22 protein-coding genes and 1 tRNA gene are annotated in these 26504 nt (G+C 60.8%); 13 read left to right on the top strand and 10 right to left on the bottom strand.

Going from position 1 to position 26504, the window contains the following annotated elements; translation table 11 throughout:
• Positions 1-28 precede the first annotated feature (28 nt).
• Positions 29-114, top strand: a tRNA-Tyr gene (locus tag AC0V6X_RS07680).
• Between the two features lie 74 nt (positions 115-188).
• The gene (locus AC0V6X_RS07675) at positions 189-3947 is read left to right on the top strand and encodes a DUF4132 domain-containing protein (RefSeq protein ID WP_486183984.1); all 3759 of its coding nucleotides are present in this window, start codon (positions 189-191) and stop codon (positions 3945-3947) included.
• A 21-nt stretch (positions 3948-3968) separates the two neighbouring features.
• On the opposite strand, the gene AC0V6X_RS07670 is transcribed toward AC0V6X_RS07675, so the two are convergent.
• The 3 genes from AC0V6X_RS07670 to AC0V6X_RS07660 are packed head-to-tail and all read right to left on the bottom strand — an operon-like array spanning position 3969 to position 8172.
• Positions 3969-5219 carry a M24 family metallopeptidase gene (locus tag AC0V6X_RS07670; RefSeq protein ID WP_486183983.1) on the bottom strand — a complete coding sequence of 417 codons (1251 nt, stop codon included), beginning with the start codon at positions 5217-5219 and terminating at the stop codon, positions 3969-3971.
• 9 nt (positions 5220-5228) lie between these two features.
• Positions 5229-6212, bottom strand: coding sequence for a Kelch repeat-containing protein (locus AC0V6X_RS07665; protein WP_486183982.1), 984 nt, complete (start codon positions 6210-6212; stop codon positions 5229-5231).
• A gap of 10 nt (positions 6213-6222) precedes the next feature.
• Positions 6223-8172 carry a hypothetical protein gene (locus AC0V6X_RS07660; protein ID WP_486183981.1) on the bottom strand — a complete coding sequence of 650 codons (1950 nt, stop codon included), beginning with the start codon at positions 8170-8172 and terminating at the stop codon, positions 6223-6225.
• Between the two features lie 149 nt (positions 8173-8321).
• Here AC0V6X_RS07660 and AC0V6X_RS07655 point away from each other — a divergent pair, with 149 nt between their 5' ends.
• Positions 8322-10577, top strand: a complete 2256-nt coding sequence (locus tag AC0V6X_RS07655; RefSeq protein WP_486183980.1) for a trypsin-like serine protease — start codon at positions 8322-8324, stop codon at positions 10575-10577.
• Positions 10578-10669: 92 nt separating this feature from the next.
• Here the strand turns inward: AC0V6X_RS07655 and AC0V6X_RS07650 are convergent, their stop codons facing one another.
• Together AC0V6X_RS07650 and AC0V6X_RS07645 are read right to left on the bottom strand one after the other, a co-directional pair.
• Positions 10670-10906: a hypothetical protein gene (locus AC0V6X_RS07650; protein ID WP_486183979.1), complete on the bottom strand. Its 237-nt coding sequence runs from the start codon at positions 10904-10906 to the stop codon at positions 10670-10672.
• 37 nt (positions 10907-10943) lie between these two features.
• A complete protein-coding gene (locus AC0V6X_RS07645) occupies positions 10944-12944 on the bottom strand; it encodes a TIR domain-containing protein (RefSeq protein WP_486183978.1) in 2001 nt (666 codons plus the stop codon).
• Between the two features lie 179 nt (positions 12945-13123).
• On the opposite strand from AC0V6X_RS07645, the gene AC0V6X_RS07640 reads away from it, so the two are divergent.
• Positions 13124-14263 (top strand): beta-ketoacyl-ACP synthase III, encoded by a 1140-nt coding sequence (locus AC0V6X_RS07640; protein WP_486183977.1) that lies wholly within the window; start codon positions 13124-13126, stop codon positions 14261-14263.
• Here AC0V6X_RS07640 and AC0V6X_RS07635 read toward each other — a convergent pair.
• Entirely contained in the window at positions 14224-15336 is a 1113-nt protein-coding gene (locus tag AC0V6X_RS07635; RefSeq protein ID WP_486183976.1) for a phosphatase PAP2 family protein, read from the bottom strand. The genes AC0V6X_RS07640 and AC0V6X_RS07635 overlap by 40 nt on opposite strands.
• Positions 15337-15527: 191 nt before the next feature.
• On the opposite strand from AC0V6X_RS07635, the gene AC0V6X_RS07630 reads away from it, so the two are divergent.
• Both AC0V6X_RS07630 and AC0V6X_RS07625 read left to right on the top strand, forming a co-directional pair.
• Positions 15528-16277, top strand: coding sequence for a phosphatidylserine decarboxylase (locus AC0V6X_RS07630; protein WP_486183975.1), 750 nt, complete (start codon positions 15528-15530; stop codon positions 16275-16277).
• 64 nt (positions 16278-16341) lie between these two features.
• Positions 16342-17151 carry a CDP-alcohol phosphatidyltransferase family protein gene (locus AC0V6X_RS07625; RefSeq protein ID WP_486185537.1) on the top strand — a complete coding sequence of 270 codons (810 nt, stop codon included), beginning with the start codon at positions 16342-16344 and terminating at the stop codon, positions 17149-17151.
• Between the two features lie 9 nt (positions 17152-17160).
• On the opposite strand, the gene AC0V6X_RS07620 is transcribed toward AC0V6X_RS07625, so the two are convergent.
• Positions 17161-17457, bottom strand: coding sequence for a hypothetical protein (locus AC0V6X_RS07620; protein ID WP_486183974.1), 297 nt, complete (start codon positions 17455-17457; stop codon positions 17161-17163).
• A 384-nt stretch (positions 17458-17841) separates the two neighbouring features.
• Here AC0V6X_RS07620 and rpsB point away from each other — a divergent pair, with 384 nt between their 5' ends.
• The 3 genes from rpsB to AC0V6X_RS07605 all read left to right on the top strand — a co-directional run bounded on the left by rpsB (position 17842) and on the right by AC0V6X_RS07605 (position 20705).
• On the top strand, positions 17842-18597 hold the full coding sequence (gene rpsB / locus AC0V6X_RS07615; RefSeq protein ID WP_486183973.1) for a 30S ribosomal protein S2: 756 nt from the start codon (positions 17842-17844) through the stop codon (positions 18595-18597).
• Between the two features lie 103 nt (positions 18598-18700).
• On the top strand, positions 18701-19627 hold the full coding sequence (gene tsf / locus AC0V6X_RS07610) for a translation elongation factor Ts (protein WP_486183972.1): 927 nt from the start codon (positions 18701-18703) through the stop codon (positions 19625-19627).
• Between the two features lie 322 nt (positions 19628-19949).
• Complete coding sequence (locus AC0V6X_RS07605; RefSeq protein ID WP_486183971.1) at positions 19950-20705, top strand: hypothetical protein; 756 nt, start codon at positions 19950-19952, stop codon at positions 20703-20705.
• Positions 20706-20730: 25 nt separating this feature from the next.
• Here the strand turns inward: AC0V6X_RS07605 and AC0V6X_RS07600 are convergent, their stop codons facing one another.
• The 3 genes from AC0V6X_RS07600 to AC0V6X_RS07590 form a co-directional block, all read right to left on the bottom strand.
• Positions 20731-21825 carry an acyltransferase family protein gene (locus AC0V6X_RS07600; protein ID WP_486183970.1) on the bottom strand — a complete coding sequence of 365 codons (1095 nt, stop codon included), beginning with the start codon at positions 21823-21825 and terminating at the stop codon, positions 20731-20733.
• A 103-nt stretch (positions 21826-21928) separates the two neighbouring features.
• Positions 21929-22708: a hypothetical protein gene (locus AC0V6X_RS07595; RefSeq protein WP_486183969.1), complete on the bottom strand. Its 780-nt coding sequence runs from the start codon at positions 22706-22708 to the stop codon at positions 21929-21931.
• Positions 22709-22754: 46 nt separating this feature from the next.
• Positions 22755-23621 (bottom strand): metallophosphoesterase, encoded by an 867-nt coding sequence (locus tag AC0V6X_RS07590; RefSeq protein ID WP_486183968.1) that lies wholly within the window; start codon positions 23619-23621, stop codon positions 22755-22757.
• 154 nt (positions 23622-23775) lie between these two features.
• Between AC0V6X_RS07590 and pyrH the strand changes: the two genes are divergently transcribed.
• From pyrH to AC0V6X_RS07570, 4 genes are read left to right on the top strand one after another with little or no spacing between them, the layout of a single operon-like run.
• Positions 23776-24495 (top strand): UMP kinase, encoded by a 720-nt coding sequence (gene pyrH / locus AC0V6X_RS07585; protein ID WP_486183967.1) that lies wholly within the window; start codon positions 23776-23778, stop codon positions 24493-24495.
• A 26-nt stretch (positions 24496-24521) separates the two neighbouring features.
• Positions 24522-25079 (top strand): ribosome recycling factor, encoded by a 558-nt coding sequence (frr, locus tag AC0V6X_RS07580; protein ID WP_486183966.1) that lies wholly within the window; start codon positions 24522-24524, stop codon positions 25077-25079.
• Positions 25080-25137: 58 nt separating this feature from the next.
• Entirely contained in the window at positions 25138-25782 is a 645-nt protein-coding gene (uppS, locus tag AC0V6X_RS07575) for a polyprenyl diphosphate synthase (protein ID WP_486185536.1), read from the top strand.
• The gene (locus AC0V6X_RS07570) at positions 25766-26503 is read left to right on the top strand and encodes a phosphatidate cytidylyltransferase (RefSeq protein WP_486183965.1); all 738 of its coding nucleotides are present in this window, start codon (positions 25766-25768) and stop codon (positions 26501-26503) included. The genes uppS and AC0V6X_RS07570 overlap by 17 nt, the downstream gene beginning before the upstream one ends.
• The last annotated feature ends 1 nt before the right edge of the window (position 26504 follow it).

The following is a 26504-nucleotide window of genomic DNA, read 5'->3' as shown; positions in this document are numbered from 1 at the left end:
TTGACATGCTCCAATAGGGGCCCTGTGTGGACAGGTGGCCGAGTGGTTAAAGGCAGCAGACTGTAAATCTGCCCGCGCAAGCGTACGCTGGTTCGAATCCAGCCCTGTCCACCATTTCCTCTCTCTTTGAGCAGACCTTAACCCTTTTACGGCATTGAACTCTCGTAAATTTTCGGGAGTGCGGGTCGATGTTTCAAAAGCCAATTTTCGGGCGCAAGGGCGCGGAGGCGATCAAGCAGATCAGCGATTTCATCGCGCCAAGCGATCATCCAGAACTTGGCGGGCTGAATGATGAGCTGAAGCGGCTCGACTTGTTCCAGAAGGGGCTGGCGCGTTTTGCGGTGAAGTACATGACCACGGGTACGCCCGCAAACTTCCCGCAAGAGCTCAAGGCGATCATCGATAAGCAGGGGCGGTCAAGCTACACCTCTGCGTATTTCAAGGACAATGGCGGCAGGAACGATGCGCAAGGCAAGTCCGATGTCGCGCTGGTCACTGGTGAGATCAGCGATCCGGATGTAGTCGCGCGCTTTGTGGCGGTCCGCCGCGCAGTGGACCCTTCAGTACCAAAGACCAGCTGGAACCGCGCGCCCTTCGCCGATGAGGAATTGCTCCCGCGCGAATATCTCCAAATTCTTGCAGCGGGCGACTCAAGGCTCAACGTCCACGGGGATCACGTCCTGCCCAAGCCAGACCTTGTTCCGACGCTCTCCCCGCGCCAAGTGCTTCGCTACTTCCAGCATTTGGGCGGCGACATCGCGCTGTATTTCAACGCCACGGCGCACCAAGTGCACGGCATCTGCAACCGGCGCGATGACTTCAAGGCCGAATATATTCAGCTGATCAACGAACACCCGCATGAGTATGCGCGAGCCATCGCCAATCAGGTTGGGGCGAACAAGGAAACCGGAATGCTTGGCATTGCTGAGCTGCTTGGCGTCTTGTCTCTACCGCCCATCATGGCGCAGGCTTTCCAGCTGCTGGGCAAAGGCAAGACCAAGGACATGCGTAAGCGCGCGATTGACGCGCTTTCCCGACTCGACCTCCCACTGCTTACCGGAGCGATGAAGCTCGGCCTTGCAGAAGGCGAGCTGGAGATGCGGTATGACCTTGTGCAGATCGCCGGCCGCGTGGCTGAAGAGCCCGTGCTCGAAGTTCTGCGCGCGCACCTTCCCAATGAACGCTCGGGCAAAGTGAAGGGCGCGATTGATGCGATCCTCGATACCGAGGAAGCGACCGCCGAAGAGCCGATCGAACCGGGTGAAGCCAGTTCGATCAAGCTCGCCAATGGTGAGCTCTATGAGCTTGCGCCGATTGACGAGGAGTTGCTCGCCGCTCCGAGCGATGAAGAGCGTGCCGATTTTGAGCGCTTGGTTGGCTATATCAACGCGTTGCGCGATGAGGCTGGACCGAAGATCGCTGAAAAGAGCGCGGGTTGGCGCGAGTACGTCCATCCAATCACACCTGAGGAAGCCTCAGAACTGTTTGCGCTGTTGCAGTCCAATACGGAGCGCAAGAATAGATCCCATCACCTTACATTTGAATATGATCTCAAACCCTTCGCCATCACAAAGGATGTGAAGCAGTGGTTTGGCAGCGTCTCTTTTGCGCTGCGCTGGCGCACCATCATCTGGCTGACAACTCAGCATAGTCTGGATGGCTTGATCTCGCCCAGCCGCTGGGACCGCAATGTCGTTACCGAGCAATTCGATGCGGCGATTGAGGATGGGACGGACCCGCTGGCAATCGCGGCTTTGTGCGATCTCGCCAGCCCCGCTTTCAAAGGCGCACGTGGGCACCTTGGCCTGCTGCGCAAGGCTCTTGTCCCCTATCAGCGCTGGTATGGCCGCTGGGAAAACCCGTTTGAGACCCTCCCGTTGGACATGGCTCAGCGGATTATCGCTGCGGGCCTTCCGGTATTTGATGAGGTCTTCGGCCTCGCGCGCGGTCAGAATGGAGGCTCAGTCTCGCAGGCTTGTGCACTGCTTGGGATGCTGCCGGCTGTGCCTGAACGCTACGTCCCGAAAATGATAGAGGCGGGCCTGACCGGCAAAAAGGCGGATCGCGAGGCTGTGCAGCACGTTCTCCATAACGCTGATGGCGTTGCAGATCGTCTTGTCGAGGCGTTGGATGACCGCCGTCAGGACGTGCGCTCTGGGGCTGCGACGTGGCTTGCAGACCTGCGCGCTCACAGCAGTGAAAAAGCCATGCGAAAGCGGCTGAAGAAGGAGAAGGGCGAGAAGGTCCGCGCGGCCCTGATTGAGGCGCTGCTGCGGCTGGATGCAGACCTCTCCGATGTGATTGGGCCGGATGCGCTGGTGGCAGAGGCGGAGAAGAAGGGAGCGAAACTTTCGCTGCCCGAATGGCTGAAGCCTGCCCTGCTGCCATCGTTGCGCTTTGCTGATGGCAGTGCCGCTCCGCGCTCGCTCGCCGAATACTGGATCGCTCTGGCGGTAAAGCTCAAGGACCCCGGCAATACCGGCTTGTTCGGCATCTATCTCGACCAATTGCAGCCCGAAGACGCAAAGGCCTTGTCCGGCGTGATCCTGCAAGGCTGGATCGACTTCGACACATTTGGCCCCTCGGACGAAGAAGCCAACGCCTATGCTGCGCAATATGCAGATAGCCAGTACAAGAGCTGGTCACGCTACAATGCGGAGATCACGCGGGAGAGTGTCTTCGCGACGCTCAAGCGCCAGAAACTCTCCGAAATGCCCAACACGGGCACCAAGACCAAAGGCATCCTCGCGCTTGCTTGCCGGGCCGAGCCTGCCTTTGCTGCGGAGCGCGTCCGGTGGTTCCTGAAGAAGCATGGCCGTCGCCCGCATCAGGCGATGGCGCTGCTTGATATGCTGGCTGGTATGAACTCGCCAACCGCGATGCAGGTGGTCATTTCGGCTGCGACACGGCTCAAGCAGAAGAGCACGATGGCGCATGCCAACGCGATTGCAGAACGCTATGCCAAGGATCGCGGCTGGACCTATGACGAGCTCGCTGACCGCACTGTGCCGACCGCAGGTTTTGGCGATGATGGCGTGCTGGAGCTGCCCTGCGGGCTGGACGAGAAATCCTACAGCGCGCGGCTTGATGCGGAGCTGAAAGTTCACATCAGCAACCCCGACGGCAAAGTCATCAAGGCTCTGCCCGCAGGCGATGACGATGCGACAAAGGAGTCGAAAAAGACCCTTTCGGCTGCCAAGCGCGAGCTGAAACAGATCATCGATATGCAAACCCGCCGTCTGATCGAGGCGATGGCCGCCGGGCGCATCTGGCCGGTTGAGGATTGGGTGGAGTGCTTCAACGACCACCCCGTCATGCGCCGCCTGATTGAGCGTCTGGTGTGGGAAGGCCTCGATGAAGAGGGCAACTCGCAAGGTTTGCTCCGCCCGACGCAAGAAGGCGATGTGACAGATGCGGACGATAACGAAGTGGATCTGAAGCGCTTCGCCCAAATTCGCCTTGCCCATGCGGCACTGGTGGAAGCCGAAATGGCCAACACCTGGCGTGCGCATCTTAAGGACTACGAGGTCAAGCCGCTGATCGATCAGTTCCCCAAGGGCTACACACCCTTCGGCGGCGAGGAACCGGACGCTACCGCGATCACCGATAGGCTGGGTTGGCTCGGCGACAGCCGCGCCTTCCGCGGCGCTGCCGAGAAGCTGGGCTATCAGCGTGAAATTGGCGATGGCGGGGGTTGTGTCGGCTATTACAAAACGTTTGAGGGAGCAGGCGTTACCGCTCTCATCCAGACCGAAGGCGGCTACGCGGTAGACGACAATATGCCGCAGGCGCTCAAGGAACTGATCTTCCGCAAAGCCGGGACTTATCAGACCTTGCCTCTGAAGGAAGTGCCGCCGGTGCTGCTCGCCCTTTGCCACGCCGACCTGCATGTGGTTGCGAAGAAGGGCAAGTTCGACGAGGAGTGGGAGAACAAGGCGAGCTGGTAGGCGCGCAGTTTCTCGGGCGCGTTACCCCATCGGATTGTCGATTGAGGGCGCTCGTGAGGTGAACAGGCGCGGGCCGCTAGCGGTCATGTAGACGCAATCCTCCGTACGCACTCCAAACTCGCCGGGCAGATAGATGCCCGGTTCGTTTGAGAAGCACATACCCGGCGCGAGCTGCGTATCATTGCCGCGCACGACAAATTGCTCTTCGTGAATATCCATCCCGATCCCGTGGCCTGTGCGGTGGGATAGGCCGGGAAGCGTGTAGTCTGGCCCCCATCCTTCGGAGGCGTAGTAGGCACGAACCGCATCGTCGATGTCGCCGAACCGAGCGCCAAGTTGGGCCTTCTCCATCACAATGTCCTGACCTTTGCGCGCCGTGTTCCAAACGCGGCGTTGCAGGGCGCTTGGTTCGCCGAAGACCCAGGTGCGGGAGATGTCGGATTTGTAGCCATGCACGTCGCAGCCGCAATCCATCAGGATCACCTGACCTTCGCCAACGTGATGCACTTTCTTGGAGCCGTGGGGATAGCCGCTTGCCTCTCCAACGAGTGCGAGAGCGAAGGTTGGCCGCCCGCCGCGCGCCCTGGTTGCAGCGGCCATCAGAGCGCTGATATCGCTGCCGGTCATGCCTGCCTGTAACTGAGGGTAGATGTCGCGATAGGCAGCCATGGTGATGTCGCTCGCAGCCTGCATCAGCGCGATTTCACGCGGGGACTTGATCTGGCGCAGCGCGGAGATGACGGGCGCTGCAGAGACGATCTCCCGGCCGCCAGCGTCTTTCCTCAAACCATCAGCGACGAAGAAGCGAACTGAGCGTTCCAGCCCAATCGCGCCTTGGACTTCGCGGTCGTCGAGTACGCCAGCGATCAGCGCAAAGGGGCTCTCATGCTCCTCCCAACTGCGCACTTCCATCTCCATCACCATCATCTCGGCGAGTTTGCTGCCTTCGAAGGTGGGGGAGACGACGACCGGCGCGCCTTTGGCTGGGATCACCAGTGCGGTAAGGCGGCTCGATTGCCGCCATGCAAGGCCAGAGAAGTAGAGCATCGACGTGCCCCCTTCGATGACGATGCCCGCCATGCCTTGTTGCTGCATCAGCGCTTGCGCGCGCTCAATCCGCAGCCAGCGCTCCGCGTTGGAGATTGGCGGGGGAAGGGGGATTGCTCCGCTTTGGTCTTGGGCAAGGGCGGGCGCTACGAGGCCGGACCCCGTGTAAGTCGCTGCAGCTGCTCCGACCGCGACCGATTTCAAAAGTTGGCGTCGTGACGTCATCGCAGTTTCCTATCTGAGCGGGAGGGCAAAGGCTGTACCAGTGACCGACCAAGGGGTGCGATATCCGGCGCGCTCGCCCCCCGCAATGATCCATGCGTTGTCGCCGACCCGAGCGGTTGCAAAGCCGTGGCGGGGGAAGGGCATGGGTTCAGCCATGGTCCAGCCAGCATCGATATCGGACAGGTCTAACACCGCGTGATCGGTGAGCACTGTGCCGGATGGAATGTCCTCTCCGCCAAAGACGTGGAGCTTACCCTCCAGAACCGCCGCTCCGTGCCCACCGAGGTCAAAGGGAGCGTCGGGAAAGGCCGCCCAAGTATCGCTGGCAAAGTCGTAGGCTTCGATCACTCGTGACTGTGCACCCAGCTCCGCGCTGCGGCCCCCAGTGACGTAGAGCACGCCCGCTGCTCCAGCCCCTTTGTCGAGCGCAATCGCATGCGAGTGGCGCGGCGTCGGCATGGGCGTTGCTTCAACCCAGTCGCCCACCTCGGCATCGAAGAAGGTGAGCGCGCCTGTCGTCTCGCCATTGCGGTCACCGCCGATCAGCCAAACCGTATCCTGATGATAGAACATCGCGTGTTGGCCGAGCGGCGCTGGCAAGGGGCGGACCTCTCTCCATCGCGGCTCGATTTCGGCCAGATCGAGGGCAAAGAGCGCGCCCTTGGGGTCGATATTGAAAGGCAGGCTCTCATACCCGCCTGAGGCCCAGATCACACCGTCTCCAGCGGTCATCGCAACGTGGTGAAGTGAGCGCGGCAAGTCTGGGCAAGGGGCAAAGGTTTCGGTCGCCGTGTCGAAGGCTGCGCAGCTGGACAGGGTGCGGAAAAAGCCGATGCCGCCGGTGGTGTAGATCACGCCGTCAAGCTCGGCTGCATGCACTTCTGAGCGCGGCTCGGCCATGTCTCCGGCGGATCGCAGCACGTGCGGCCCTGCAAACCAGGCTGCCGCTGCCAGAATGAGCAGTAGTGGGATAGCTCCAAGGATTCTCTTCATGTCGCCAGTCTCATGCGGGCAGCGCCAGATGCTTGTTGCCGTAGACCGCCTGCCAGCTCTCAATCTCCTCAACCACCACCGCATCTGCGGCGCGCACCAATTGCGACGCGTTGCGGTAGGTCAGGCGGGCCTCGTCGCCATTTAGCAGCAGCTCGATCCGCTCCTCCACGCCTGCCAGCTTGGTCGCGGTGACTTTAGAAATGGCGGCAAAGCGGTCGAAGTCGCCGAAATAGCGAATGCCAGCCAAGTTTGCGCCGATGGTCGGGAAGGCGACGCCAAGGAACGTGAAAAGCTTGGCCCATTTTGCAGGCTCGGTAGCGGCCCACCAGCCGAGCAATGCGCCCAGTTCAATGATGAGATAGGCCGAGACAGACAGCACTGCGGCAAGGAATGCGAGCTCTGCCACTTTATCGATCCGGTGGTGGACCTTGTGCAACTGGCTTGCCTTGGCCTCGTGATAGGCGCGCTGATCGCGCACATGCGGCAGGACAACGCTCTCCAACACGCGGCGAAGGTAAGCCCGGTCCACAATGGCTTTCGGCAGGCCAGCCCCGCGCAATGCGTCACGGCTCAGCCGTTCTGGCCACTCGCCCTTGTCCCCGCGCGGCCAGCGGCCAATCGGACGCGCCATGCCCATCAGCAGATTGCCCGGAGCAAAACGCAGATACTCAGCCAACCGCCGCGTCTCAAACCACCGCCTGTGCCACGCACGGCGATATCCAGCATAGGTGACGAGCAGAATTCCGACGAGCAGGATCAGCTCAACGCTGGCAAAGATCCATTTGTGCGCGGCTAGACCCAACGGCAGGTAGGCAATGCCGGCAATGATGGCCAAGGCCGAGAGGATGAAGTTTACTGTCATCCCGCTGCGATAAGCATCGGAGAGCCGAGCGGAGACGCCGTCTGCCCATGCGAAGAGCGGCAGCACTCTGGCCTGCATCGCGCTGTGGAGCTCGCTGGCGTCCGGCAAGATCGCAGCGCTTGCTTTGAGCACACCGGCGCCACTGCCCTCGCTGATCGCATCGGGAGCCTCGAATACGGCTTTGGTCGTCCCGGATTTGAGCGAGCGGCCTCCAAAGACCTTCTCAATCCGTCGATACATGCCAAATCCGAACCCGCTTTTGGCGCGCCATTTTTCCCGTTTTAGCGCGGCGGCTGGGTCTTGATCGTTGCCGAGTACTTGGCGGATCAGGGCCTTGAACATTTCCTGATCGGGCGGTGTGGCCGTCGCGCGGCGATGGCCAAGCTCCTCCGTCTGGGTAAGGATCGACCATTGCGCAGGCTCGGCAGGATCGATCACGAGGACCGGCGTCGCTTGCTCAAGCGCTTTGAGCACCGTGTGCCCTGTTCCGCCCGGTAAGTCGGTCACTTTGCCGTCCCACACTGCGATCAAAATATCGGACCGCTCGATCATTACCCGCCCGGCAAGCGCGACATTATCGGAGCTGAGCGAAGCGAAGCGATGCGCAGCGGTGTGGTCGGCGGGATCGGCAAGAGTCGCCTGAAAAAGAGAGCCAATCTCCGTGTCCCTGTCAGCGATTTGGAAGATGTCCGCACGGCTCATGAGGTCACGGATGGCCGATGCGCGTCCTGCGACATCACGGTCCTTTGCCTCTTTGCCTTCGATCAACCTCGCCGCGTCATCAGGCGTTTTGGGAGCGGCATTGATGGCGAGGTTTAGATTCGAGCCAAAGGGCAGCGGGGCAACAAGCTTCCAGCTGCGGGCCAGAGCAAGATCAGCCGCAGCTTGGTCGATGCCCCCGGCAAGCAGGCAATGCAGCCGCACCTCTCGCTGGACCTCTCCCTCTGCACCGCTCAGGCCGTCGATCTCATCGAAAAGATGAGCGAGGGTGGCCGCGACGTCTGGCGCATTGGCAGCCAAGGCAGGATTGTCAGGACGATGGCCCGTGATCGCGATGGCGAGGTGTGGGCGCCAGGATAGGAATGCGTCGGTATCCATCCTTGCTCTGGCTCAGCTCCCTGATTTCGCCGGACGCTTCATTGCGCCAAACCCAGTCTTTAGTCGCCCAGCCTCTTACCGCACAAGCCCGCATAGCTTGACACCGGACAAGGGTGGGCGCAGCCTTCCAGATGTGTGGGGGAAAAATCATGGTCAGTTTTCGTTTCAGATGGTTAGGCGTTGTCGCAGCTATTTTGGCCATTGCGACTGTGGCGAGCGATGCCGATGCGCAGGTGCCTGACGAGCAGCTCGAATACCACCGGGCTGGCACTCCCAAAGCGCCCCATGACAAAAGCGAGCAGCGCCGACGTGATGAAGCCGAGGAATTTGCCCGGCGTGAAGCGGCGTGTGAAGGCGGCGCGGCAGCGGCCTGCGGAGCGCTGGGTGAGGCTTATGAGCTGGGCATCGGATCAGGCCAGAACCGCCCGATAGCTGCAATCCTCTATTCCGAGGCGTGCGACGCGGGTGATGTGCAAAGTTGCTATCGCTTGGGACGGGTCACGCGCGCGGCCAATCGCCCATCTGCCAAGGCTGAGGCCTATGCGATTTGGGATCGGGCCTGCCAGATGGGCTCACTCGACGCTTGTGCATTGGCCGCCTCCGCGCTCTCCACGGGTGCGGGAGTGGAGCAAGACGAAGTCGGTGCAGCGCAATGGATGCGGGAAACTTGCGAAAGTGGCGGGGCGAAAGCCTGCGTGTATTTGGCTCGCGCCGTGCGCCGTGACGATCCTGACCGGGCGCGACGTGGGGAGATCATTGAGCTGCTCAGACGCGGATGCGAGGGCGGCGATGTCGTCGGATGCGAAGATCTGTTGGCTGAGGAGCGCTATGCGCAAGGCTACGCTATCCCGGCCCGTAGCGACATTCTTGAACGCGCCTGCGGTCTGGATGGCGCCTTCAGTTGTAGAGAGCTGGGCGACCGCGCCTTTCGCGGAGACGATGGCCCGGCAGACCGGGATGAAGCGCTGCGCTATTACGACCGAGCTTGCTACATTGAACCGATGTCTTGCGAGCTTGCACAAGACTTGCGGGCAGAGCCGGTTGAGATCGCAGCGTGTCAAAGCGACGACAATCAAGCCTGTGCAAGGCTGGCCGAGATCTATGGCAAGAACGACACCGTCCTGTTCAACCCCGACCTCTCGCAGCAATTCTATGAGTATGCCTGCTATGTTCGCGTGACCGAAGTGTGCGGGAAAGCCGCGCAATTGGTGCTGGACGATCGGCCCTATCTCACAAGCCAAAACGCGACGCAGGCTCTCGCCTATCTCGAGCGCGGTTGCGCCGCCGATCACATGGACGCCTGTTGGCTGCTGACGGAGGAGCTGGAACTGGGCGAGATCACGCCGCCTGACCGGCAGCGCTATCACACACTTCTATTGCGGATGTGTGCGGTGAATTGGGGGCGTTCTTGCGAGGAGCTCGAAGCCAATGCCGAAGAAGACCTGAGCATCCCGTTGACGCAGGCAAGTGTGCGCTATCTCCCTCCGGTTGAAGAAGGCGACACTGACTGGATAGAACCGTTTCTGACCGAGGAAGAGCGCGAGGCGGAGCGTACACAATGCGCGCTGAGCGAGATTGTGTTTCGCGGCAAGCTTTATCGCGACATCGTGTGCCAACCGCGCGAAATGGTCATTGGCGGCAAAGCCGTTCGCCCCGGCGATGCACCGTGGCAAGCGTTGATCTGGCGGCCGCGTGTTGGCTTTGGCCGTGCGCTCACCCCGCAACAAAGAGTGCTGTGCGGAGGTTCTCTAATCAGGCGCGGCTGGATCCTCACCGCTGCCCATTGCCTGACCGATGAAGGCCGATCGATCACAAGGGGCGGCTATCGTGTGCGGCTGGGCGTTCACAATGCGCGCGCTGATGAAGGGGTGAGCTATCCCATTACACGCGTCTATCGCCACCCCAGCTATAATGGCACAACCTACGCCTTTGACATCGCATTGGTTCGCTATGACGAGCGTTCCGGGCGGCGCAGCAGCACGGTCCATCCTATCGCGAGTATCTCGACCGACCGCGTGCCCTTGAACCAGCGCACGATCCGGCAGGGGCAACCGGTCTTTGTTTATGGCTGGGGCTGGACGGATGAAGTGAACAGCACTTCCAGCGCGCAATTGTTAGGAGCCAAATTGCTGCTGCGCTCGCCCGCTTATTGCAACAGCATTACTGGGTCTCGCGGCAGCACATTGAACGCGGCACTATGCGCGGCCGGGCCGAATGGAGAGAATGCCTGTTACGGCGACAGCGGCGGGCCGCTCATCACCTATAATGACGCGGATCGCCGTCCGCGGGTCATCGGCGTGGTGAGCTCAGGCCGGGCTTGCGGGCAGGAGCAAGAGGCCTCTCGCTATGCTCGCATTGCCGCTGCACGGGGCTGGATTGATAGCGTGTTGCGCTCAAACCCTTAAAGCTCGACGTGATACAAAAAGGCCGGCTGCGCGCGTCTGGCGAGCAGCCGGCCTTTTTCAGCCTGCGCAAGGGCAGGCCCGATTGTTGTCGCTTAGTTGGGGCCAATCGGGTTGTTGTTGCCGTCCACCGGAGTGGGCTCGTCGCCGTCGGTTGCTGCGGCTTCGCCTTCAACAGCAGCCGCATCACCTTCAGGCGTTGCAGCCTCAACCGCTTCGGCGGTTTCCTCAGCGACTTCTTCAACTGTGGCGTCGCTGGCTGCATCCGGGCTGCACGCCGCAAGCGCGAAAGCCGATGCACCAACGACAGCAGTAGCAAAAATCTTCTTCATGGTTTCCCCCTAGTCATAAGAACCGGAGGCAGAGCTATCATGAGGACAGACGCAAAAGCAAACGATCCAGCCCCTGCTCGCCGCGAATGGGGTCCAGCATCGGGTCGTTGGTGGTGAACAATACGCCGGGGTCGCCTTCGTCAAAGGCGCGAGAGAGGACAGCCAGTGCCTCCTCCGTCTCTCCCCACTGCGCGTGGATCTGGGCCTGCTGGTAGAGGACGGCATCGCCTCGCTCATTGCGCAGACGGTCAAAGGCCTGCCGTGCGCCCGCTTCATCGCCCAGCTTCTGCAGAACGATGGCAAGGCCGGTTAGCGAAAATTGCTCCAATGGCTCCGCCTCGAAGGCGGCGCGGGCTCCCTCATTGTCCCCAAGCATCAGTTTGGCGTTGCCAATAGCGAACTGGGCGGCGGCGAGGCTGGGATTGAGTTCAAGCGCTTTGGTCATATGCGCGACCACACCGTTGAAATCATCCGCAAACAGGGCAACCCAGCCCGCGCTCCTGAAGGCGGGAGCGTTCAGGGGGTCCAGCTCCAGCACCCGCTCAACCATCTGCGTCGCAAGGTCGGTCTGTTGACCGTAAGCGTAGAAGATCGCGACCGTGCGCAATGTGTCGGCATCGCCGGGGGACAGTTCCTCCGCGCGCTTGTAATGCGGGTAAGCGCCCGCCCTGTCGGCCTGCCCGTAATAGCGCACATAGCCCAGTGCGAGGTGGCCGGAGGCAAGGTCCGGGGCGATAGCGATGGAGCGCTCGGCAGCTTCGATTGACTGTTCAAACAGTTGAGCGACTTCATCGGGGTCAGCAGAGGAATTGGCAATCGCGGCGAGCATGTTGGCGCGCTCCGCATGGGCAGCGGCATATTCCGGATCGAAGCTGATGGCCGCGTCGAACTGGCCCAAAGCGGCGCGGTCGCTTTCGAGGCCTGCACTCAGCTCTGCGAATGACTGTCCGCGCAGATAGGCTTCATAGGCGCGCACATCTTCGGTGCCGCCGACACCCTGCTGGCTTTCCAGACTGCGCTCGGCCACGCTCTCACTTGCGATCTGCGCTACCAGAGAGACAGCGACAGTGTCGGCAATCTCGGTCTGGACGGCGAGCACGTCGGTGAAGTCGCGGTCATAGGTTTCGGACCACAGGACCAGTCCGCCTTCGACCTCGACCAGCTCTGCGAAGATGCGGACCGTGTCCGCGACGCGCTGAACACTGCCGCGAAGGATGCTGCCCACACCAAGCGCGCGGCCGATCTCAAAATCGTCGCGGTCGTCGCTGGCGTTGGAGGAGGTGGGGGCGGAGACGCGCAGGCGCGGATTGCGGGACAGGGCCTGGCGCAGTTCATTCGACAGGCCGTCAGAGAACCAGGCTTGATCCTCCTCTCCCGTCATATTTGCAAAGCGCAGAACCGCCATGGAGGTCACTTCGCCCGCATCTGTGAAGATCGAGCCGGAGCCGCCAATCCAACCGCTCTGCCAAGCACCAAGGGCAGCGAGAACCCCTGCGCCTCCCGCTCCGCCGATGATGAGAGCTCGACGTGACAGGCCTGGTTGGGGAGCGGTGGCCGCGCTGGGATTGATCGGGTGGGCGAGAGTGCTTGGCGCATCACCTGACCCGGCAGCGATCTGATTGCGGATGGCGGTGACGATCTTGTCGATCTCCGGCGCATCCTCCTTGCCCGACCAGCTGCTGATATCGAGCAGTTGGATCTGCCGAAAGCCAAGCGGCGACATCGTTCCATCGAGCGAAATCGGCACCAGGCATCCCCGCTCGCGCCCGCGCTGCGCCTCATCGCGCACCCAGGCTGAATCGACCGACAGCTTGGACCACAGCACCACGACGCTGTCCGCACCCTCCAGCGCGGCCTCAGTCGTGGGCAGGTAAGTGACCCCGCCTTCCAGCAGCTGGTCCCACCAGACCTCAAATCCGTGCTTTTCCAAGATCGTGCGCAGCTTGCGCGCCTGGTCAATGTCGGCGCGCGTGTAGCTGAGAAACAGCTTGGGAGCCGCTGGCGTCTCTTCGCCGTCGATTTTTCCGTGTTCCGTCACGCCCCCTCCGCAATAGCACCTAAGTCTCTGGTTAGAGGGCAAAGGCGCGGCTGACCAGCCTTTGCGCGCGCGGGGGGTGCTTGAAAGAAGTCCGCAGATGCGTTTGCACTTTGGCTTGCAGGGTATCGCAGGTGCAATTATTGCCACGCGCCATGAATGAAACAGCCACTTTGAGCGCCATGGACGACACCCTCCTAACGGGCCGTCCGGTCATCTCCGCAACCGGTCTCTTCACCCCTGAAGAGTCGATTTCCAATGAAGAGCTGGTCGCCAGCTTCAACGAATATGTCGACCGTTTCAACGCGGCCAACGCTGAAGCGATTGAGGCGGGCGAGGTCGAGGCGCTGAGCCATTCCTCAGTCGAATTCATCGAGAAAGCGAGCGGGATCAAAGCGCGCCATGTGATGAGCAAGGCTCCGATCCTTGACCCTGATATCATGACTCCGCGCTGGGAAGAGCGGACCAATGACGAATGGTCGATGATGGCAGAAATCGGCGTGAAGGCGGCGAAACAGGCGCTTGAAGCGGCGGGTCGCAAGCCAGAAGATGTCGATGCGGTGCTGTGCGCGGCCTCCAATATGGAGCGTCCCTATCCCGCGATGGCGATTGAGATTCAGGAAGCACTCGGCATTGAAGGGTTCGGCTTCGACATGAATGTCGCGTGCTCTTCCGCCACGTTCGGCATTCAGACCGCTGCCGACTATGTGCGCGCTGGTAACGCCAAGAGCGTGCTGGTGGTAAGCCCCGAGATCACCTCAGGCCACCTCAACTGGCGTGACCGTGACAGCCACTTCATCTTCGGAGACGTCGCCACCGCCGTGCTGGTGGAGGATGCAGGAATTGCGCCAGCAAAGCATTGGCAAATCCTCAGCACCAAGCTGAAGACGGTCTTCTCCAACAACATCCGCAACAATTTCGGCTTTTTGAACCGTGCCGCTCCCGAAAATGCGGGCGGGGCGGACAAGCTGTTCGTCCAGGAAGGGCGCAAGGTCTTCAAGGAAGTCGTACCGATGGTCGCGCAGATGATCATTGACGAAGCACAGAAGCTCCAGATGGACCCTGCAACACTGCGCCGTCTGTGGCTGCACCAGGCTAATGCTGGGATGAACCGTCTGATCGCGCAGCGCGTGCTGGGGCATGAGGCGAATGACGACGAAAGCCCGACCGTGCTCGACACCTATGGCAATACGTCGAGCGCCGGCTCCATCATCGCGTTCCACAAGAATAGCGAGGATTTGGTCGCAGGCGACACCGGCCTGATCTGCTCATTCGGAGCGGGTTACTCGGCGGGCACTGTGTTTGTTCGCAAGGTTTCCTGAGCGCGCGCTGCGACCAGCCGGTCCCAACCCGCGATCACAATCTGCGAGAGCTTCCAAATCGCCGCGACAGCGACCAGTGAGACCAGTCCGTCTACTGCATAATGATAGGCGAGGTGGACACTGCTCACCCAGGTAATGAAGAAGAATACGCCGAAGAACGCGCCCCACTTGGCTGAGATGCGGCGCATCGCGATCCAATAGAGGAAGGCGATGGCGCAATGCATGCTTGGCATGGCGGTGATCCCGCTGCCAAGGCCGTTCTCCGCCTTGCCATACCAGTCGAGCAGCATCTCCTGCACAGGCAGTACCATGATCGGTACCTGCTCATTCGCGGCGTAGAGATAGGCCATCTGCGCATCAAAGGTCGAATTGCCGAGCATCGGCCCAACAAAGCACGGCCCCACCGACGCCAGCCACGTCGCCATCGCCCCGCCGATCAGAGTCCAACTCAGCACGTAGGAAAGGAAAAACTGCCGCCGGATTGCAGGGTCGATCTTCGCAAAAGCAAAGAACATGACACCGGGATAAAGCAGCAGAAACCAAAGCTGATAAAGCAGCGCGAGGAAAGCGGTGACAATCGGGAAGCCCAGCACCGGCTGCATGACTTCCCACGCGTCGTAGCCGAAGAAAATCGCGCGGTCCCACTCGATAAAAGTCTGGTCCCAGGTGTAGTCGTTGAACAGCGGGATCGCGGATTTCATCTTCGAGAAATAGGGCAGCAGCACAATCGCCACGCCCATCATCGGCAGGCCAGCGGCGAGCGTGTGCAGGAATTGCGGACGGCTGTATCGCGCTTTGAGATGCGCGACAGGGCTGTCTGGGCGGACCTTGTAGAGCTCTCGCCCCGCGTCCCAGCAGATCAGAACCACTACAAACATGAAGAAAATCTGAGTGTTGGCGATGATGCCGCCCACGCCGGGATTGATGCCGCGCGACAACAGCAACGACAGGCACAATGCCATCAGCGCACAGCCGATCATCAGGATCGGCGCTTCACCCAGCCAGCGCGTAGCTAGCCTTGCGCGGGTGGGCGCAGAACCGCTTGTGTCGCTATGAGCGCTCGCAATGGACATCTTACAGCCGATTTCCCTCTACGCCGTGCGGATCACGGCTTGCGGGCCGGAAATAGGGTAAACGTCTCACTAAAGTGTGAATGATCTGAGCGCGTGCGGACGAGAAATCCGGTGGATTATCCGCGAAACTTTGCCCCTGAGATGCGTTCGTTCGCTTGCCGCCGGGCACTCGGCTGCCTAGATGCACCTTCATGGCAGGTGAAATTCTCGACAATCAAGGCCGCGGCGATGCAAGCTGGGGTTGGCCCGCAATCCATCCGGAAGGGCGCAAATATGGCGTGATCGTAGCGCTTATCGCGGCGATCCCGCTCGTCTTTGGCTGGACCATTATTGGGCTGCCAATCTTGTTCCTCGCGCTTGGCGTCTTGGCATTTTTCCGTGATCCAGAGCGCGTTGTGCCGCAAGCCGACAATGCGATTGTCGCGCCCGCTGACGGCCTCGTAACCCTGATCGAAGAGGTGGAGCCTCCCACCGAGATGCAGATCGACGATGGCTCTGGCAATCCGGGCCTTCCGGCAGGACCAGTAACGCGCATCTCGATCTTTATGAGTGTGTTTGATGTGCACATTAACCGCGCTCCGATTGCTGGCACGGTGCGGCGCGTGGTCTATGTGCCGGGCAAATTCATGAATGCCGACCTTGACAAAGCGAGCGAGGAGAATGAGCGCCAGCACATCCTGATTGAGCGAACCGATGGCTTGAAAATCGGATTTACGCAGATCGCGGGGTTGATTGCGCGTCGGATCGTTCCGTTTGTGAAGCCGGGAGACATGGTTGCGAAGGGCCAGCGCGTCGGCCTGATCCGCTTTGGCAGCCGCGTTGACGTTTACCTGCCAGCTGGTACCGCTTCGAAGGTGCTGATGGGACAACGGATCATCGCTGGTGAAACGATCTTGGCCGAAGTTGGCGCTACGGCTTTGCTTGAAGGCGTCGCGCAATAGTGGCGGCGCCTCGCCCCTTGGGACGAAAAGCGTGAGCAAGACATCGCGCAAAGGGCAAAAGGCCATGGACATTCCCGCGCGCCTTGGCCCCAAGGCTGACGAGGAAGAAGACTCCAAAGCACCACCGGGCGGGGGCCTTTCGCTGCGGGCTATGATGCCCAACGCGATCACTGCGGCGGCGCTGTGTGCAGGCCTTACCGGAGTGCGCTTTGCGATCGAAGGGTCATGGACCTACGCCGTTCTTGCCGTGATACTTGCAGGAGTGCTCGACGGAATCGATGGGCGGATTGCGCGGCTCTTGAACGCGCAGTCGCGTTTTGGAGCGGAGCTGGACAGCCTTGCAGATTCGCTGTCTTTCGGGATGGCGCCGGCTCTGATCCTCTACATGTGGGCCTTGCAGGACCTTGAGCGTTTTGGCTGGTTTGCCGCGCTTGCCTTCGCCGTGTGCTGCGCGCTGCGTCTTGCACGGTTTAACGCGCGCATTGATCTTGAAGATCAACCGCATCAGCAAGCCGGTTTCCTGACTGGGGTGCCAGCGCCCGTAGGTGCTGGCCTGGCCTTTACGCCATGCTATTTGTGGTTCGAGACCCAAATGGAGATTTTCCGCGATCCCTTGATCTTGTCGGCCTGGCTTGCGCTGATTGCGGTCTTGATGATTTCCAACATGGCTACACTGAGTTGGGGGGCGATCAGACCTCGCCGCGATGTACGCTTGCCATTGCTTGCAGTCGCGGCGCTCGCCTTCGCTGCCATCCTTCTGGAGCCTTGGTGGTCGCTAACTGTGATTAGCGCCGGCTATCTCGCACTAATGCCTGTCGCCTTGCTCAAATATGGCGCGATCAAACGGCGCAGAAAGATGGCTGAAGCTGGCTGAGCGCTGGGCTCAAGCGCAATCTGGCAGAGGGATAGCGCGCTCGCGACCGCGGGTTGCGCCCGCCACAGACCGTCGAGCGGTGGAACGTGCTGTTTGAGCGCGAGAGAAGACCGCCTCACCAGCGGGACGGCGCAGCCGGGTCTCACTTGCTTCGACCTGCGGAACAAAGCCTGCGTTTAGCAACGCTTGCTCACGACGCAGTACGCCGTAAGCAGCGCGACCACGAATCCAGCTGTCCACCAGGCTGAGCACAGTGGCGATAGCGACCACCGTGAACAAAGCTGCGAGTGTCAATGCGATCATCATAGTGTCTGCCTTCCTGCCCACACAACGGAGTCATTCCGCTATTTCCGCCAGTTACGGGTTTGAACGGATGTTCGTTTGTCCATTTCCGTAACAGTACGTACTGTATTTGTTCTGATAGCGTTGTTCCCTAAGTGTTCCGACTTGTCAACAGGTTTGTTCTTTTTTCGTTCACATCGGATCAGTCTGGCGGACCGGTGCAAATTTGACTGGATTTTGCGTGAGAGAACGGTTAGAGGCGCGCCACTCACTTACGGAGGGTGCTCGAATCACGGGGCATTCCTTAAGTGAAATTCACATGGAAGGCGCTTCATACCGGTGCCGTCAGCGGGAACTCCGCGACACGGTTCCAAGCCTTCCAGAGGAACAACCGGAAAGGAAATACTTATGGCGGCCACTACCGTCACCATGCAGCAATTGATTGAGGCCGGCGCACATTTCGGCCACCAGACCCACCGCTGGAACCCGCGGATGAAGCCGTACATCTTCGGCAACCGCAACGGTGTTCACATTATCGACCTGTCGCAGACCGTGCCGCTGTTTGCGCGCGCGCTCGACTTCGTTGAGCAGACCGTTCGCGCTGGCGGGAAGGTTTTGTTCGTCGGAACCAAGCGTCAGGCACAAGAGCCAATCGCTGAAATGGCCCGCGCTTCGGGTCAGCACTTCGTCAACCACCGTTGGCTCGGCGGCATGCTCACCAACTGGAAGACCATCAGCGGTTCGATCAAGCGTCTCAAGACCCTTGAAGAGCAGCTTTCGGGCGACACCAGCGGCTTCACCAAGAAGGAAGTCCTGCAACTAACCCGTGAGCGTGACAAGCTGGAACTCTCGCTGGGCGGCATCCGCGATATGGGCGGCATTCCGGACGTGATGTTTGTGATCGACGCCAACAAGGAAGACCTCGCCATCAAAGAAGCCGCCGTGCTTGGCATTCCGGTCATCGCCGTGCTCGACACCAATGTTGACCCGACCGGCATCGCTTTCCCGGTTCCGGGCAATGACGATGCGAGCCGTGCAGTGCGCCTTTACTGCCAGGCGATTGGCGACGCTGCCATCGCAGGCAAGGGCGGCGCGGTTGCCGACTCCGGTGCAGATGTCGGCGCGATGGCTGAGCCTCCTGCTGAACAAGCTGCCGAAGCCTAAGATTTCGGGACGCGCGACCCCCGCGCGTCACAATCCCAAACTAGAGCGCCGGGCACCCAATCAGGGGCCCGGTGCCCAAACTTACATTAAGAAGGAAATCACCATGGCCGATTTCACCGTCGCCGATGTGAAGACCCTGCGCGAGAAGACCGGCGCAGGCATGATGGACGCGAAGAAGGCGCTGACCGAAGCAGGCGGCGACATCGAAGCTGCTGTTGACGCTCTGCGCGCCAAGGGCCTTGCCACCGCTCAGAAGAAGTCGAGCCGGACTGCGGCTGAAGGCCTTGTTGGCGTGGCTGTCGAAGGCACCAAGGGTGTGGCTGTCGAAGTCAATTCGGAAACCGACTTCGTTGCCAAGAACGACAAGTTCCAAGACTTCGTACGCAAGGCGACCGCTGTTGCTGCGACGCTGGGTTCGGACGACGTCGAAGCGCTGAAGGCGGCGGCTTACCCCGATGGTGGCACCGTCGCTGACAAGCTGACCGACAACGTCGCAACGATTGGTGAGAACCAGCAGATCCGCCGGATGAAGACCGTCTCGGTCGGCTCGGGCGCGGTTGTTTCTTACGTCCACAACGCAGCGGCTGAAGGCCTCGGCAAGATCGGCGTGCTGGTTGCTCTGGAAAGCGACCTTGCGGCTGACGTGCTCGAGCCGTTCGGCAAGCAGCTGGCCATGCACATCGCATCGATGTTCCCGCAGGCGCTGAACGCTGACGGCCTTGACGCGGACGTGATCGCTCGTGAGCGTGCCATCGCACAGGAAAAGGCAGCCGAGAGCGGCAAGCCTGAGAACGTGCAGGAAAAGATGGTCGAAGGCGCGATCAAGAAGTTTGCCAAGGAGAACGCTCTCCTTTCGCAAATGTTCGTGATGGACAACAAGACCAGCGTCGAAGATACGGTCGCCAAGTTCGGCAAGGACAATGGCGGCTCGGTCACGCTGACCGACTATGTCCGCTTCCAGCTCGGTGAAGGTATCGAGAAGGAAGAAGAAGACTTCGCAGCGGAAGTTGCGGCGGCAGTGAAGGGCTAAGCTTTAGCCACTTCTCAAAAACTGAGATCGAAGAGGCCGTCGCGGGGAGAGCTCGCGGCGGCCTTTTTGTATGATTCGCCGTCTGATTCGGGGCAAAAACGCGAGTTAGTTGATGAAGTGCATTCGCAGGTGGGGCGTTCCATAGGGAACTTGGCCAAAGTTGGCGGGATTACGATTTGAAAGAACCTATGCGAAGTTAGCAGCGGCGGCGCGTGTAGGAAAATGCGCCCTTTTGGAAGGGGCTCTGCGCGACCAATTTGCCGCGCTGATCCTTGAGGCTTCGACCATTCCATCTTTGGCTAAATGAGCGTATCACGCTGCCATGCGCACGTCCTTCCGATCCATCGCCCCGATCCTTGCCTGCCTCGCCTCGCTGTCAGCCTGCGCGGCTGCCAATGCAGGCGCAGATGATGCAGGAGACAAACTTGTCCTCGATGTCTTGCGATACGAGATCCCAATGGGTCCGACGCCTGTTGCCACCGAAGACGCGCCCCCGCTCGTCATGAACGCACGGGGTGAGATCAGCTACGAAGGCGAACCCGTCGCGCCCGCTGACCTCGACAACCTCTTTAACGGCATTGAGGCAGATGGTCTTTTCAGACTTGCGCTCATAATCGATCCGCAAGCCCAGTTCGCGATTGTTCTTTCCCAATTGCCCGAAATCTCGGAGTACGGCCCTGTTGAACTGGCGTGGCAGGACGAGGAGCAATCAAAGCCGCGCGCGGATTATCCCAAGCTGGATGCCTTCATTGCCGAAGGCTTCGCAGGCACAGTGACCGAAAACGAGGTGGGATTGCGCGTCGGTTACTCCGCTGAGGCCGATCAATGCGTGATGGTGCTGGACGACAAGGTGGTGAGCTACGAAGAAGCCTACGATCAGGCCTTTATGACGCTTGACGAGCTTGTTGTTCGAGAGGGCGGGCCAGAAGTTGTGGTCGCTGATCCTGACCTGATCGACTCAATCGTTGCGCGCATCCAGTCAGACGCCAGCACACCTTGGCGTTGCTTCGGAGGAGCAGTGCGCGCGGTGAAGAACGCAGGTTGGCCCGCGATCCACTTCGAAGTGGTTGCCGACTAAGGAGCCACCCCGCTCCCGCAGGCATTCAAACGGCTTTCGCAGGCCGCGCCAAACTCCACCTCGGCACCACCCCCTTCAGCCACCCCCGCGCAGGCGTCTCGACAAATCGATAGGTCACCGCCGACGCCGCTACCGACAGCGCCAGCACGACAAGGCAGAAAACCACCCCGCGCTCCAGCCCAGCGCCCTCTGCCACAAACGACCCTAGCCGCAACATCGGGATGTGGATCAGGTAAAGCGCGAAGGACCACTCGCCCAGCAGGTGAAGCGGCTTGACCGACAGCCCGCGCGCCACACTCCCGTTCGACAGATAGAGGCCAACGAGCAGCAGGCTGAACGCCGCGATGGTGAGTGTGTCGGAGCCAGCAAACAGGCTCGCGATAAACGCGGCCGCGCCGAACCACACCAGCGCATCCCAGCGCGTTGAACACGCCTTGTCATGCACCAGACAATAGAGCCCCGCGCCAAAGCAAAAGCCTGCCACGACCCGTAGGATAGGCCCGGCATAGCCGATGAGATTGATCGTCCCGAACTGGCTCTCAATCGCGTGGTAGATCAGCAGGCCAATCCCGGCGAGACCAACGCCCGCCACTCGCATCCCCAGCACGCGTGCGCAGGCGATGACGGTGGGGAAGACCACCGCATAGGCGAAGAACTCGGCGCTGATCGACCAGGCGGGGGAATTCCATGCATAGCTTTCTGGCAACAGCCACTGCCGGAACAGGAAGGTGAGCGAGAACCAGTCGGCGATGTCGGCTGCGCTCAGAACCTGGCCACTCACCAGCGCCGCGACCAGCAAAGTGACCATAATCAGCGCATGGACCGGCCACAGCCGCGCGATCCTCAGCCACAGGAAGCGCATATGCTGCGCGAACCCGTAGCCGCTCAGCGCTCCGGTCAAATAGACATGCGAGATGACCAGTCCGCTCAGGACGAAGAACACGTCCACTCCCAGATAGCCCTGTGACACCCCGAATAGATCAAACCACGCAAAATCGGAATAATATCGGAAGTGATAGACCACGACCCACACAGACGCCGCCGCCCGCAGCGCATTGAGCGCTGGGCGAAAGTCTTTTGCAGCAGAAGCAGCAGCTTGTGGCGCAGCGGATTGGGTCAAAGCGTGGTCTCTCGTTTCAAGAGAACCGCTTACCTGCAAACCCCTAAAATTATGGTTGATGCCGGGTGAAGCGCGCGCAGGTGCCGCGTCACATTCCCGGTGATTACATCTCGGCCGGCTGGGGGCTCCCGCCATACCTGCGTCCGGCCACGCGTTCGCTGTCCGGACCGGCGGGATAGTAATCCTCTGTATGGCTGCCATCGAGGATCTCCACCACCGTCCAGCCCACGAATGTGCCGTGCCAATAGCCATCCACCTTGGTCGCTGGCTTGAGCATCCCGTTGCGTTTGTAGGAATGGCACGAGCCGTAATTGGAGCGGGTCCAGAACGGCATCGGAAACGCTTTGAGCGGATAGTCGCCCAACTTGTCGCGCAGCACACAAGGGCGCCCATACTCCATCGTATCGGCGCGCTTCTCCGAGGCGTAGTGGTTCAGCTCCCAATTGAAGTCCGGACGGCGCAGGACAACCGCTTCGCCCAGCAGCAGGCTGAGATCATCCAGCATCGAGGCAAGCTTGGGCACGAGCGGATGGTCATGCCGCTCATCCCAATGCGCGATCGCCAAAGCCTCGTTCTTGGGGAAGTATCCGCCCGGCTTCAGCAGCTTGCGCCACCACGTTGCCACAGGCGGGATGAGGTTGATGCCCATGACACTGTCTAGCCACCATGCCTCCAGCGCCTGAATGGCTGGCACGGGATCGGCTTGAGGGTCGAGCAGGCTTGCAATGGCCTCCTCCAGTTCTGGCAGCACCGCGCGCAAAGTCGCGATACGCGCTGGCTTTTCTTGCATCAACACTTCGAAATTGGCTTCGCGCTGCTTGGGCGTGAGATCATGTGGCCCGCCAGGATGCGGGACGTGCCAGTCGTCATATGTCTTTAGCATTGTGCCCAGTTTCACCATTGGCCTCTCATCCAATTAGCGGTTGAGCCTAACGACCCTTTGCCCGCAACTCCACCAGCCAGATCTCCGGATGGGTGAACAGGCGAACGGGGGCGAGGCTGGTGCCTATCCCGGCGCTTGTGATGAGAGTCTTGCCGTGTTGCTCTGTTACGCCGCAATCGAACGCATGGCCGTAAGCGGACATCGACTTGACCGGCGTGCCCCATGGATAGGCGACCTGCCCGCAATGGGTGTGCCCGGCAAGGACGAGGTCGGCGCTCACCGGAATGCTCGGGAAAGTGTCGGGCGTGTGGCTCAGCCAGATTTGCGCTCCGGTGAGCGGGGCCATGGCGCGGGTCGTGGCTTCGATGTCGTGCTTGCCGGTGAATTCATCGTCGAGGCCCGCAACGGCGACGGGGCCGAATTGCGCCGCCTCGTTTTGCAGGACAGTGATGTGTGGATGGCGGGCGAGTTCGCGTTTCAAGTCATCCCAGCCATACCAATGGTCGTGATTGCCCGGCACGATCACCACTCCCAGAGGGGCGGAGAGGCGGCTGAGCGGAGTGACCACTTCGGCAGGCGTGTAGGGCTGGGTGCCTCCGCGACCGGCGGTCACATAGTCTCCGACGAGCACGATCAAGTCGGCTTCCAAAGCGTTGGTCTGTTCGACGATCCGCTCGACGCGCGAAGGCGACATGTCGGGGAAGGCCATGTGGATGTCGGCGAGCATGGCGATGGTCAGCGGCTGCGAACCTGCGGGCAAGTTGTCGCTCTCAACCACCAACCGCTCGATCACCGGATCGCGCATTGTGTCGTGCCATGCCTTGGCGACGACAAGCAGGCCAAAGATGACCCCGAGCAGCAGCGCGATGCGCACCCATTTGTAAGCCAGCAAAGAGCGGATCAGTCCGAGCATCCCCACTCTCTCGCGCGAAGGGCAGGGCGGACACAAGCACCAAGTTTGGCAAAACTGCGCACAAGATGTGCTGCACCTGCCTCTTGGCAGCGCAGCGCCGCGCGGATAAGGGCAATTGCCAAGCTCAATCGTGACCTTGAGGATCAAATCCACCATGCCGCTTCCACCGATCAAACGCGTCCTCCTCAAACTCTCGGGCGAGGTGCTGATGGGGGAACAGGAATACGGCATCGACCCGGCTTACGTTGCGCGCCTCGCTGAAGAGGTGAAAGTGGCGAAGGATACCGGGCTTGAGGTCTGCCTCGTCATCGGCGGCGGCAACATCTTCCGCGGCGTTGCAGGAGCGGCGAGGGGCCTCGACCGAACGACCGGCGACTACATGGGCATGCTGGCGACGGTGATGAACGCGCTCGCCATGCAGAACGCGCTGGAGCAGGCGGGCGTGCAGACGCGGGTGCAGAGCGCCATTCCGATGAGCAGCGTGTGCGAACCCTATATCCGCAGGCGGGCAGAGCGGCACTTGCAGAAGGGCCGGATCGTGATCTTCGCCGCTGGCACTGGCAACCCTTTCTTCACGACCGACACCGGCGCTGCCTTGCGTGCGGCGGAGATGAATTGCGACGCGCTGCTGAAAGGCACCAGCGTTGACGGGGTCTATGACAGCGATCCCAAGCACAACCCGGATGCGACCCGGTTCGAGACGATCTCCTACGATCAGGTGCTCGCCGACAATCTCAAGGTTATGGACGCCACCGCCGTCGCGCTTTGCCGCGAGAACGATATCCCGTTAGTGGTGTTCTCAATTCGCGAAAAAGGCAATGTCGCCAAAGTGCTCTCGGGCGAGGGTACGCAGACCATTGTTCAAAAAGACTAAGCTTTAGAAGACTGAGGGAAGTCACAATGCCGCAATATGACAAGGCTGATATCGAACGCCGCATGGCAGGGGCTGTGGAATCGCTGAAGGGCGATCTTTCGGGCCTGCGCACAGGCCGCGCCAACACTTCGCTGCTCGATCCGGTTGTGGTCGAGGTCTATGGCTCGATGATGCCATTGGCGCAGGTCGCAACGGTTAACGCGCCGGAGCCTCGGATGCTCGCCGTGCAGGTGTGGGACAAGAGCAATGTCAGCGCGGTTGAGAAAGGGATCACCAAGGCGAATCTTGGCCTCAATCCGATGACCGATGGTCAGACGATCCGCTTGCCCATGCCTGACCTCACCGAAGAGCGCCGCAAGGAGCTGGCCAAGCTCGCCGGGCAATATGCGGAGAAAGCCAAGGTTGCGATCCGGAATGTCCGCCGCGATGCGATGGAGAGCCTCAAGGCCGACGAAAAGGCCAAGGAAATCTCCGAGGATGACCGCAAGCGGATGGAAGACGAAGTCCAGAAGCTGACCGACAAATTCGTCGCCGACACCGACGATGCGGCGGCCAAGAAAGAGCAGGAAATCCTCACCCAGTAACGGGTTGGGGAGGGAGCAAAGCTTGGAGGATGCACGCGCCAAACATGTTGCCATCATTATGGATGGCAATGGCCGCTGGGCCAAAAAGCGCGCGCTGCCCCGCTCGATCGGGCATCAGCGCGGGGTTGAGGCTGTCCGGCGGCTGGTTCGGGGGCTTGAGCCGATGGGCCTCGACTGCCTGACACTCTATGCCTTCAGCTCGGAAAACTGGAAGCGGTCAGAGGATGAGGTCGATGACCTGATGAACCTGATGCGCAAGTTCATCAAATCGGACTTGCCCGACTTCGTTGCGAACGGTGTGAAGCTCAAAATCATCGGCGATTGGAGGAGCCTCGCGCCCGACATCGTCGAAATGCTTGAAGATGCGCTGGAGCAGACCTCGAACGGGACAAAGCTGCTCGCCGTGGCGCTCAATTACGGGTCGCAGGATGAGATTGTGCGCGCGGCGGCGAAGGCTGCGGATGAAGGCACGGTCGATGCCGACGCGATTGCGCGCAACCTCGACACCGCTGACCTTCCGCCGCTCGATCTGCTGATCCGCACCAGTGGCGAGATCCGCCTGTCGAACTTCCTGCTGTGGCAATCGGCCTATGCGGAGATGCTGTTTATCGACACGCTGTGGCCCGATTTCACGCCGGAACATCTGGCGAAGGCTTTGGACGACTTTGCACAAAGGGAGCGGCGCTTTGGCGGACGCAAGTAATCAGCCTGGCGCTCCGACAGCGAGCGGTACGTCCGATCTGCTCGTCCGCTTCGTCTCGGCCGTCGCCATGCTCGGCGTGTCGATCATCGCGCTGTGGTTCGGCGGTTGGTTCTGGATCGGCTTTGTCATCGCGATTGCAGGTCTCGTGCTGTGGGAGTGGAACTCCATCGTGAAGGGCTTCGGCGTCTCGGCCTTGTCCGAGGTCGCGTGGATTTTCCTCGGCGCGGTCTATGTTGGCGCGGCGGCGCTGGCGATGATGCAGGTGCGGATCAATTACGACATGTGGTCGGTGCTCTTCGCGTTCCTTGCGCCGATCATCGCGGTCGACGTGGGTGCCTATTTTGCAGGCCGCGCGATTGGCGGGCCGAAGATCGCGCCCAAGATCAGCCCATCCAAGACCTGGGCGGGCCTTGGCGGCGGAGCTGTTGCGGCGAGCATTGTCGCGATCTGCGTGGAAGCGTTTGGTGTGGGTCCGGGCACGGGGCGCGGGTTCTCCGCTACCGGGATCGGAATGGCCGTGGTCGCCGGCATCCTGATCGCCATTGTCGCGCAGAGCGGGGATTTCTTTGAAAGCTGGATGAAGCGCCGCGCGGGAGTGAAGGATTCCTCCAAGCTGATACCCGGCCATGGCGGTGTATTCGACCGCGTGGACGGGTTCCTCGCGGTGTTCTTTGTCCTGTTTATGGTCGCGGTCGCGCCTGCTTACATCGGGCTGAGCTAGA

It is taken from the genome of Erythrobacter sp. S267, from assembly GCF_057365045.1.
This window is presented reverse-complemented; position numbering and strand designations above follow the sequence as displayed.

Bases quoted from the DNA above. Each gene is read 5' to 3' on its own strand.
- AC0V6X_RS07675 (WP_486183984.1), top strand. From the start codon at position 189: ATGTTTCAAAAGCCAATTTTCGGGCGCAAGGGCGCGGAGGCGATCAAG.
- AC0V6X_RS07670 (WP_486183983.1), bottom strand. From the start codon at position 5,219: ATGACGTCACGACGCCAACTTTTGAAATCGGTCGCGGTCGGAGCAGCT.
- AC0V6X_RS07665 (WP_486183982.1), bottom strand. From the start codon at position 6,212: ATGAAGAGAATCCTTGGAGCTATCCCACTACTGCTCATTCTGGCAGCG.
- AC0V6X_RS07660 (WP_486183981.1), bottom strand. From the start codon at position 8,172: ATGGATACCGACGCATTCCTATCCTGGCGCCCACACCTCGCCATCGCG.
- AC0V6X_RS07655 (WP_486183980.1), top strand. From the start codon at position 8,322: ATGGTCAGTTTTCGTTTCAGATGGTTAGGCGTTGTCGCAGCTATTTTG.
- AC0V6X_RS07650 (WP_486183979.1), bottom strand. From the start codon at position 10,906: ATGAAGAAGATTTTTGCTACTGCTGTCGTTGGTGCATCGGCTTTCGCG.
- AC0V6X_RS07640 (WP_486183977.1), top strand. From the start codon at position 13,124: ATGGACGACACCCTCCTAACGGGCCGTCCGGTCATCTCCGCAACCGGT.
- AC0V6X_RS07635 (WP_486183976.1), bottom strand. From the start codon at position 15,336: ATGTCCATTGCGAGCGCTCATAGCGACACAAGCGGTTCTGCGCCCACC.
- AC0V6X_RS07630 (WP_486183975.1), top strand. From the start codon at position 15,528: ATGGCAGGTGAAATTCTCGACAATCAAGGCCGCGGCGATGCAAGCTGG.
- AC0V6X_RS07625 (WP_486185537.1), top strand. From the start codon at position 16,342: ATGGACATTCCCGCGCGCCTTGGCCCCAAGGCTGACGAGGAAGAAGAC.
- AC0V6X_RS07620 (WP_486183974.1), bottom strand. From the start codon at position 17,457: ATGATGATCGCATTGACACTCGCAGCTTTGTTCACGGTGGTCGCTATC.
- rpsB (WP_486183973.1), top strand. From the start codon at position 17,842: ATGGCGGCCACTACCGTCACCATGCAGCAATTGATTGAGGCCGGCGCA.
- tsf (WP_486183972.1), top strand. From the start codon at position 18,701: ATGGCCGATTTCACCGTCGCCGATGTGAAGACCCTGCGCGAGAAGACC.
- AC0V6X_RS07605 (WP_486183971.1), top strand. From the start codon at position 19,950: ATGCGCACGTCCTTCCGATCCATCGCCCCGATCCTTGCCTGCCTCGCC.
- AC0V6X_RS07595 (WP_486183969.1), bottom strand. From the start codon at position 22,708: ATGCTAAAGACATATGACGACTGGCACGTCCCGCATCCTGGCGGGCCA.
- AC0V6X_RS07590 (WP_486183968.1), bottom strand. From the start codon at position 23,621: ATGCTCGGACTGATCCGCTCTTTGCTGGCTTACAAATGGGTGCGCATC.
- pyrH (WP_486183967.1), top strand. From the start codon at position 23,776: ATGCCGCTTCCACCGATCAAACGCGTCCTCCTCAAACTCTCGGGCGAG.
- frr (WP_486183966.1), top strand. From the start codon at position 24,522: ATGCCGCAATATGACAAGGCTGATATCGAACGCCGCATGGCAGGGGCT.
- uppS (WP_486185536.1), top strand. From the start codon at position 25,138: ATGGATGGCAATGGCCGCTGGGCCAAAAAGCGCGCGCTGCCCCGCTCG.